General features: G+C 40.6%; 6 protein-coding genes. All 6 read left to right on the forward strand.

Going from position 1 to position 8,552, the window contains the following annotated elements; translation table 11 throughout:
* Positions 1-208, forward strand: a 208-nt coding sequence (locus VNZ46_RS22100) for a hypothetical protein (RefSeq protein ID WP_325562670.1), incomplete at its 5' end; no start/stop codon positions are given.
* A 229-nt stretch (positions 209-437) separates the two neighbouring features.
* Positions 438-998, forward strand: a complete 561-nt coding sequence (locus VNZ46_RS22105; RefSeq protein WP_325562672.1) for an RNA polymerase sigma-70 factor — start codon at positions 438-440, stop codon at positions 996-998.
* Between the two features lie 78 nt (positions 999-1,076).
* Entirely contained in the window at positions 1,077-2,225 is a 1,149-nt protein-coding gene (locus tag VNZ46_RS22110; protein WP_325562674.1) for a FecR family protein, read from the forward strand.
* 347 nt (positions 2,226-2,572) lie between these two features.
* Positions 2,573-6,097, forward strand: a complete 3,525-nt coding sequence (locus VNZ46_RS22115; RefSeq protein WP_325562676.1) for a SusC/RagA family TonB-linked outer membrane protein — start codon at positions 2,573-2,575, stop codon at positions 6,095-6,097.
* A 96-nt stretch (positions 6,098-6,193) separates the two neighbouring features.
* The gene (locus tag VNZ46_RS22120; protein ID WP_325562678.1) at positions 6,194-7,567 is read left to right on the forward strand and encodes a RagB/SusD family nutrient uptake outer membrane protein; all 1,374 of its coding nucleotides are present in this window, start codon (positions 6,194-6,196) and stop codon (positions 7,565-7,567) included.
* Between the two features lie 16 nt (positions 7,568-7,583).
* The gene (locus VNZ46_RS22125; protein WP_325562680.1) at positions 7,584-8,543 is read left to right on the forward strand and encodes a discoidin domain-containing protein; all 960 of its coding nucleotides are present in this window, start codon (positions 7,584-7,586) and stop codon (positions 8,541-8,543) included.
* The last annotated feature ends 9 nt before the right edge of the window (positions 8,544-8,552 follow it).

Here is an 8,552-nt window from a genome sequence, read left to right on the forward strand (position 1 = left end):
TACATTTAGCAAAGAGGGTATTTTCATAAAAAATAAAATTATCTATTGGGAAGATGTTGGCACTAAAGTCTATAGAACCTATTATACTCTGTTTTCTAAAAATGATCCCAAGATTTATAAAAGTTATAACTATATGGATGACTGGAATGCGATATTAGTATATACTTTGTCTAGACATATTCTCTCAGAGAGGGGGCAATTGAAGTAGCTTAATTGATGTTGATAGTTTACGTCTGTTAATAGTTAAAAATGAGAATGAGCTCATTACAAAATACGAACCCTTATATTGGATTACATGGTCATCTTGAATTTACTAAATCTTAGGTTTAAGGAAATATTCTATATGTTTGTTTCTAAATTTAGCGACGGTATATCCTTTGTTTTTACCAATTAGTAAGATGAATGATTAATATTAAATTTTAGCATACAGGAATACGATGGCTTCTTACGGAGAATATACAGATCAGGAATTAATTGCCTTGTTAAAGCAGGGAGATCGTGAGGCCTTTAATCAAATCTATCATCGTTATGCAGAATATCTGTATCAATATGCTTTAAATATACTTAGGGATGAAGATGAATGTACGGATGCAGTTCAGGATGTTTTTGTCTGGCTCTGGGAGAATGGGAAGAAAATTAATGTAACTGTTTTAAGAAGCTATTTGATTTCAGCGGTAAAGTATAAATTGACCAGGGTAATTCAGAGTAGCAAAAGAAGGGCGGAAATCCTGGCTTTAAATCCTTTGCGGGAAGAATCTTTTGTAGATGATAATTTAGAAATAAAAGAGCTTAAACACGCCATTCAGGAATTTGTGGTTTCACTCCCTGAAAGGGCCAGACTGATCTTTGAAATGAGCCGTAATGAATATCTTTCTAATAAAGAAATCGCCGCCAGGCTTGGTATATCAGAAAAGACGGTTGAAAATCAAATGACAATTGTATTGAAGAAACTTAAGTCTGGTCTTGGTAAAATGTCCTTCTGGACAGTTTTGGTTTGATCCAAAAAATAATTTGCAATTTCTTTTGGGGGTTAGGTAGCCTTCATGTCCCTATGTACTAAAGGATAAGAATAAGGGATGATGAATGATAAAGAAAGACTTAAGCTAATTGAACGTATTTCATATGGAATTGCGAGTGATGATGAACTAGGTCAATACAATGCATGGTGTAATTCGTTGCAGGAACCAGGTTTGCCTGTTGCTGATTTTGGAGTTCTACGAACCAGCATGCTGACTAATATTAATCGTAAGATAGATCATGTTCGTATCATACGTCTTCGCTATTATAAAATTGCTTCTGTGGCAGCTGCTTTGGCGGCTGTCGTTTTCGGACTTTGGTTTTATAATTTTCGTCTGTTGTCAAATCGCAAGGTTGAGATTGTTTATCAAAATGATATTGCCCCAGGGAAAAATAGAGCTACACTTACTTTTGCTAATGGGAAAACCATAAAATTAAGTGATACCCAGCAGGGTGTGACTGTTGGTAAGGGCTTGAAATATTATGATGGGATGGAAATAGCCGCAGAGAGAACGCAGCCTCAACTTCTTACTGCAAGTACTCCTCGTGGAGGTGCTTATGAGATTACCCTTTCAGATGGTACGCGTGTTTGGATGAATGCGGATTCTAAACTTTCTTTCCCCTCAAGTTTTTCTGGAAGGGAGCGTAGAGTATCGTTAAAGGGGGAGGCATATTTTGAAGTAGCGAAGAGTTATTTATCAAAAGTTAAAGGTGTTAAGCCAGCAAAAGAACGGATTCCTTTTATTGTCGTTACGGACCAGCAGGAGGTGACTGTACTGGGTACACATTTTAATGTTAACAGTTATGGTGATGAAGCAGTTACGAAAACTACGCTTTTGGAGGGTAGTGTGCGGGTTGCAGTTTCTGATTCTAAAAAGATTTTATTTTCCTCATCATGTATTTTGAAACCGGGTGAGCAAGCGATAAATGATGGCGGTATCCGGATTGATAAGGTTGATGTAGAGGAGGTTGTGGCCTGGAAAAACGGAAGTACAGTATTCCAGGATAAACCTTTAGAAAGTATCATGCGTGAATTATCCCGCTGGTATGATATTAACGTTGTTTATGCGGCTGATGCACCAAGACATGAATTTTTTAGTGGTGCTGTATCGAGAAAAAGGAATATATCAAGTGTATTGGAGCGTATGCAAACTACAGGAAGTGTGAGGTTTAAAATAGAAGGGAGAACAGTAATAGTAACCAAATAAATCATATCAATCACTAAGCAAAGAACCAAATTATGAAAGAAATTCTACGTAATTAAGACCGGGAGAGAAATGGTGGCTTTAAATGAAGCCGAAAAGTGCTACCAACACTTTCCGGCAAAAGTTTGAGCAACCATTCCTGACAAAGATCAGGAAAAACAATTATGTGCTAATAGTTAATTATCAACTCAAACCAATTCAAACTTAGGCATTATTGTATAAGAAAGCAATAATGGCGGTCTGTCGTCGACCCTCCTGTGTTTGATACAAACCAACGACGAAGTATGGAAAACTATGCTTTAAACCGTGGTAAGCCATTTAAGTGGCTGCCATACAAAATTCTATTGATTATGAAGTTAATCATAGTACTAATGACCACTCTTTTGATCCAGGCGGGTGCTGCCGGGTTCGCGCAAAAGGTAACACTTAATGAAACAAATGTTTCCCTGGGGAATGTTTTTAATAAGATTCGGTTGCAAACCGGTTATGATTTTGTTTTTAATTCTAAAGAGGTTCGAGATGCGAAAAAAGTAACAATAAACGTAAACAATGTTGGGCTGGAAGAAGCACTTAGAGTACTTTTCAAGGACCAGAACCTGAATTATTCTGTGAAAGATAAATTCATCGTGATTGAGCCAGCCAGGCCTTCTATTATAGATAATCTGCGTGCTGTTTTTATAAATATTGATGTTTCTGGTAGGGTTGTAGATGCTGCAACCGGCGAACCGCTGTCAGGTGCCAATGTAATGGCCAAAGGACGAAAGCAAGGGACCAGAACCAGCGCAGATGGTACGTTTTTCTTGCAAAATGTTGAAAAGGATGCAACATTGGTGATCACTTATACAGGGTATATAACCAAAGAGATCACGGCTTCAAAAGACATTGGAATTATCCGGATGGAGGTTGCGGTGGGAAATCTTCAGGAAGTTGGGGTAACGGTGAATACCGGCTACCAGCGTATTAAGCCTGAACAAAGTACAGGTGCAGTTTCGCAAATAGGTACAAAAGAATATGAATCCAGGGTGAGCGCTAATTTTCTTGATGGATTGGTAAACCGTTTACCTGGATTGATGATCAACAACACGGTGAACTTTAACAGTACGGCTCCAGACGGCAGCACCTCTTCAAGGCCTTTATTTAATATCCGTGGTATTTCCACCATGTCGGCCAACCAAAATCCATTAATTGTAGTTGATGGCTATCCAACTGAACTGACACTGGATATGATTGATCCAAACGAGATTAAGTCGGTGACGATCCTTAAAGATGCCGCCTCTGCTACTGTATACGGGGTAAGAGCATCAAACGGGGTAATTGTAATTGAGCGAAAACAGGCTAATCCGGGAGCTGCACAGTTTAGTTTCAGGACTACATTGGGCCTGACGCCTGAGGAAAATTATAGCCGTTATCGTTGGGATCCAAACGCATCGGCCATCAATGCCAATTATACGCGGGATAGACAAATCCTGAACATTACACCCAATACCTGGTCAACCTTATTTACACCCGGGACAGGCAGCATAGGACGCTCTATTCCTTTTTATATCCAGTCTCAGCTTGCTGCCGGTATTATTTCATCTGAGCAGGCCGAAAAATCTTTTGCAGAATTGACTACCTATGATAATCTTAAGGACTATAATCGCTTGTTCCAGAGGATGGCAGCTACGCAAACAAATACATTGAACGTTTCAGGAGGTGTGCCTAATGCACTGTACTACATCACAGCCAATTATACTGGGAACCGCAATAATAAGATATTGAATGATAACAACAGATTTTTACTAACAGGTCGTACTACGCTTAAACTGGCGAAACGACTCAGCTTAGAACTAACTACGGAATACCAGGAACAGCGTGTTAACAATGCGCCAGTGCCAGGGGTTTCTGACTTTGCGGGCTATGAGCACTATCAAGATGTAAATGGTAATCCTGCCTCGATCATTTCACGAAGCTTTGCGCCGGTTTTTAACAATTACATCATGTCTCAGGGTTTGTTAGATCAAAACTATTACCCACTTATTGATGTCAATTTAATAAGCGACAAAACGCGGACGGTGAATAACAAGGTCACTGCCAATTTCCAATACGATGTTGGAAAAGGCTTTAACCTTTTGTTTGGCGGGGTGTATGAGTCGTCTAGTTCAGAGGTCCGGCATCTGGCCAGGCAGGGTTCTTCGGAAGTGAATGCCTGGATAAATAATTATACGGTAACTGATGGGGGGGCATTCAAAAAGAATATTCCCGACGGGGATTTCCTTCGCCAGCAGAATACCAGTTCAATTGGTTATACCGCGCGTACGCAATTGAACTACAACAAGAGAATTGGTGACCATTCTTTTAACGCCATAGCAGGTGCCGAAATACGGAGCATCTTAAATAAAGGTAATTTAGCTTCTTATTTTGGTTATAACGACCAGAGTTTGCTGCAACAACCAGTAGACTATGCCTCTATATTTAATGGTTTGGCGGCGGTTAGGGGAACACTTGTTACCTCAGACAACCTTGGATCTCTAACTGATTTCTTTAACCAGACCTATACTGAAGACCGATTTGTATCGGCTTTTTCTAATATTGTATATTCTTTTAAGGATACGTATTCCTTGTCAGGAAGTATCCGCATTGACCAGTCGAACCTTTTTGGTAGCGATCCAAAATATAAATACAAACCACTATGGTCCTTAGGGGCTGCCTGGAACATTCAAAAGGAGGACTTTATGAGTAATGTGAACTGGCTTCACCAGTTGAAGTTGCGCAGTGCCTTCGGATTTAACGGAAATGTAGCCAAACTTTCGCTTCCGCAGGTAATTGCCCAGGCTGCGCTTAATTATCAGAATACACCCACTCTCACTTCGCTTATTTTAGCCTCAAATGCCAATAGCGGTCTTCGCTGGGAGCAGACACAGAACTTTAACCTCGGACTGGATTTTAGTATTTTCAAAAATATCACAGGTAGCTTTGATTATTATACAAAAAAAACGACCGATGTGATGGGTAATTCTACCATCGATCCAACTCTTGGCGCGGCCTCTGCATTAATTAATTATGCAACCATCAGAAATAATGGTTTAGAACTCAGTTTGAAAGCAGATTGGATATCCAATAGAAATTTTAACTGGAACACGGGTCTTGTGATTGCCAAAAATAGCAGCAAGGTGCTGAATGTTTATAGAACAGGTCGATATGATCCACAGATTCTTGATGTACTGGGCTATGTAAGCGGTTATCCGGTAGGTTCAATGTTTTCCTACAATACGAAGGGACTTAATAATCAAGGCCATCCAATTATTGTGGATCAGAATGGGGCAGAATACGTGGTAAATACCAGTAGCACAGGACAGCCTTTAGTTACTGCGATGTCCAGTAAAGATTCAGGACTTGTACAGTATTCAGGAAGTACGCTTCCAACCATTAATGCAGGATTAAGTAACCGGGTCGATATTGGCAACTTTTACTTCTTTGCGATGATTAACTATTATGGTGGTTTTAAAGTACGGGTGCCAAGGCCTACACCAGATAATAACAGACCTCTGGTAGGAGCTGATAATTATTGGAAAGTTCCAGGTGACGAGCTGAAGACAGATATTCCAAATCTGCTTGACCTGACTAGTCCAAATCCATCATGGGCTTACATTTATAACAGTAATTATGTGGTTAGCGGTGATTATATCACACTTGGTGATGTAACGGTTTCGTACCGTTTAAATGACGTTAAATTTATTAAAAGGGCGGGTTTCAAGAACTTCGAGATCAAGGCCCAGGCCTCAAATCTGTATACGCTAGGTTTTAACCGCTACAATTTCACCATGGCCACAGGAAGTTATGCGAAACCGTATGTAACCCCGACTTATACATTGGGTTTATTCACTAATTTTTAAAATTTATACGAATGAAACCATCATGAGTAAACACTCGCAAACAACAATAATATGCTCATGATAGCTTCATTACCGATAAAAACAAATTATACTCTGATGAAAAAATTTAAATATATAGTCATTCAACTGCTGCTTTGCTGTCTGGCTTTTAGCGGTTGTGAGAAATATCTGGATGTCGAACCAAAGGGGAAGCAATTGCTGAAGACAACTAGTGACTTCGATTTGTGGTTAAATAGTAATGTGCTCGTTAGTGAAACGACGGGTGATAATCTTATGAATTACATGACGGACAATATTGATATGCAGAACGTCAATACGCCACCAACCACCCTTGCGGAACTTGTTTATACCTGGGCACCACAGTTTACTACTGATGTAAGTACGATGACCTATTTATGGGGTGAGCACTATAGACGCATTAGTCTGTTCAATACCGTTTTGTTAGGTATTGATGCTGCTGGAGGCGGCACTGCATCGCAGAAAAGTAGTCTTAAAGCCGAGGCCTTATTAGGCCGTGCACATTCTTATTTCTACCTGGTGAACGAATATGCTAAGCCATATAATGCAGCAACTGCAGCGACCGACCTGGCTGTGCCTTATATCACATCAGACGATGTAAGTCAAAAAACACCGGCTAGAAGTACAACGGCTGAAATGCACAAACATATCATTGATGACATCAATGGGGCAATCCCCAGCCTTCCCGAAGATAACAGTAACGCCAGGTTTCGTGGCTCAAAAGCGGCTGCATACAGCGTATTGGCACGGGTTTACCTGTACAGAAGGGAATATTCTGAAGCACAACGATATGCTGAGCTCGCTCTGGCCAATACTAAAGCTGTGATGATTGATTTAACCAATTCTGCATCCTTTCCGACCACGACCAATGTAGTGTCGCATCCGGATGTGATTTACGGGAGGTCTTCTCTTGCCCTGGCATTGCCGATATCTGCTGAATTAAAAAGTATGTTCGCCAGTAATGATGCCAGAAGAACAGTTTTATATTATAATTGGGCCAGTAATGTAAGAGGGGCAACCTTGTTTTATGCTGCTGTTGTTACACAGGCTTTTCAGTTAACGAATTCCGGCACGACTGTACAAGAGATGCATTTAATTGCAGCTGAGGGTGCGGCAAGAAGTAATAATCTGACTATAGCACTTGCCCACCTGAATGAAGTGCGCAGAAATCGGTATACAGGTACACCAGTTGCTAGCAGAGATTTTAATTCGACCATTCAGAATGAGGTTTTGGATGAGGTACTCGCGGAAAGAAGGCGCGAATTACCTTTCCACGGCTTACGGTGGTTTGATATGCGACGATTAGATACGGAAAACAAAATGCCTGCTGTAACCAGAACTAATTCGCAGAATACTGTGATCGCTACGTTAGAGCCACATAGCAGCAAATATACGCTGCAAATACCCATCCAAGTGTTGGCGTTTAACCCTGACATGATACAGAACCCATAAATATAAAATTCAAAAAATGAAGACATATAAATTGAATTTACTGGCAATATGCACGGTAGCACTATTGTTTATGGCTTGTAAAAAAGACAAATCCAGTCGCGAAGTCCTTGCAGAAGGGCGTGTAAGCTTTAATCTGCCGGTATCAACAGAGGTAGTGGCAAGCGCATTAGATATTAAAAATACAACGTTAGTTACAACCGAGATGAAAGCTGTGTTGCAAGGCGCCACTTCCTCGGATGTGCATTACGTGACTTTCACAGCGGACACCACAAAAATTGCTGAATATAGAGCGAAGTATGGCAGCAGTGCGCGGTTACTTCCTACGTCGAGCTATCTTTTTTACAAATCAACCGTGGCCATCCCGGCTGGAACCAATATTTCAGAATCGGCGGTGTTGAATCTTAGTTTTCAGACCGTATTAAAAGCGCGTACTGCCTACGTTCTTCCGCTGGCTATTGCCTCGGTTGATGGGCAAGTACAGGATCCAAAGACACGCAGGGTAGTGTATTATGTGTTTAACACTGGTGATGCGGTGTATGTGGACCATACGGGATATACCCTGACAGCCACTGCATCATCTACAAACGGAGGCAACGTGGCCGGAAGAGCTGTAGATGGGAATACTCTGGGAACGTATTGGTTAAGTAATATTACACAATCGTTGCCACAATGGATAAGTATTGATTTTGGAAGAGAGATTAATTTTTCCGGATTGGATTACTTCTTTCCAACGGCTGCTAATTATCAAACTCTAGGGGGCAATACCACTTCTGTTAAATTGGAAACGAGTTCGGATAATACGACTTGGATAGATAAGGGTACGTATGCTGTGGATATTAAAAATACAGCGAGAAAACAAACTTTAAATCTGCCTTCATTAACTACCGCCAGGTATCTGCGCTTCACCATTTTGGCTGCTGCTCCGTATTCTGGTTACAGTGTAGGTTTTATTGGCGAAATTTTAATGAGAAACTAATTAATCACC

Origin of the sequence: Pedobacter sp., assembly GCF_035566355.1 — a bacterium.
GTDB lineage: Bacteria > Bacteroidota > Bacteroidia > Sphingobacteriales > Sphingobacteriaceae > Pedobacter.

What these genes read in the sequence shown, in the direction of transcription:
- VNZ46_RS22120 (WP_325562678.1), top strand. Translation starts at nt 6,194, where the DNA reads ATGAAAAAATTTAAATATATAGTCATTCAACTGCTGCTTTGCTGTCTG.
- VNZ46_RS22115 (WP_325562676.1), top strand. Translation starts at nt 2,573, where the DNA reads ATGAAGTTAATCATAGTACTAATGACCACTCTTTTGATCCAGGCGGGT.
- VNZ46_RS22125 (WP_325562680.1), top strand. Translation starts at nt 7,584, where the DNA reads ATGAAGACATATAAATTGAATTTACTGGCAATATGCACGGTAGCACTA.
- VNZ46_RS22110 (WP_325562674.1), top strand. Translation starts at nt 1,077, where the DNA reads ATGATGAATGATAAAGAAAGACTTAAGCTAATTGAACGTATTTCATAT.
- VNZ46_RS22105 (WP_325562672.1), top strand. Translation starts at nt 438, where the DNA reads ATGGCTTCTTACGGAGAATATACAGATCAGGAATTAATTGCCTTGTTA.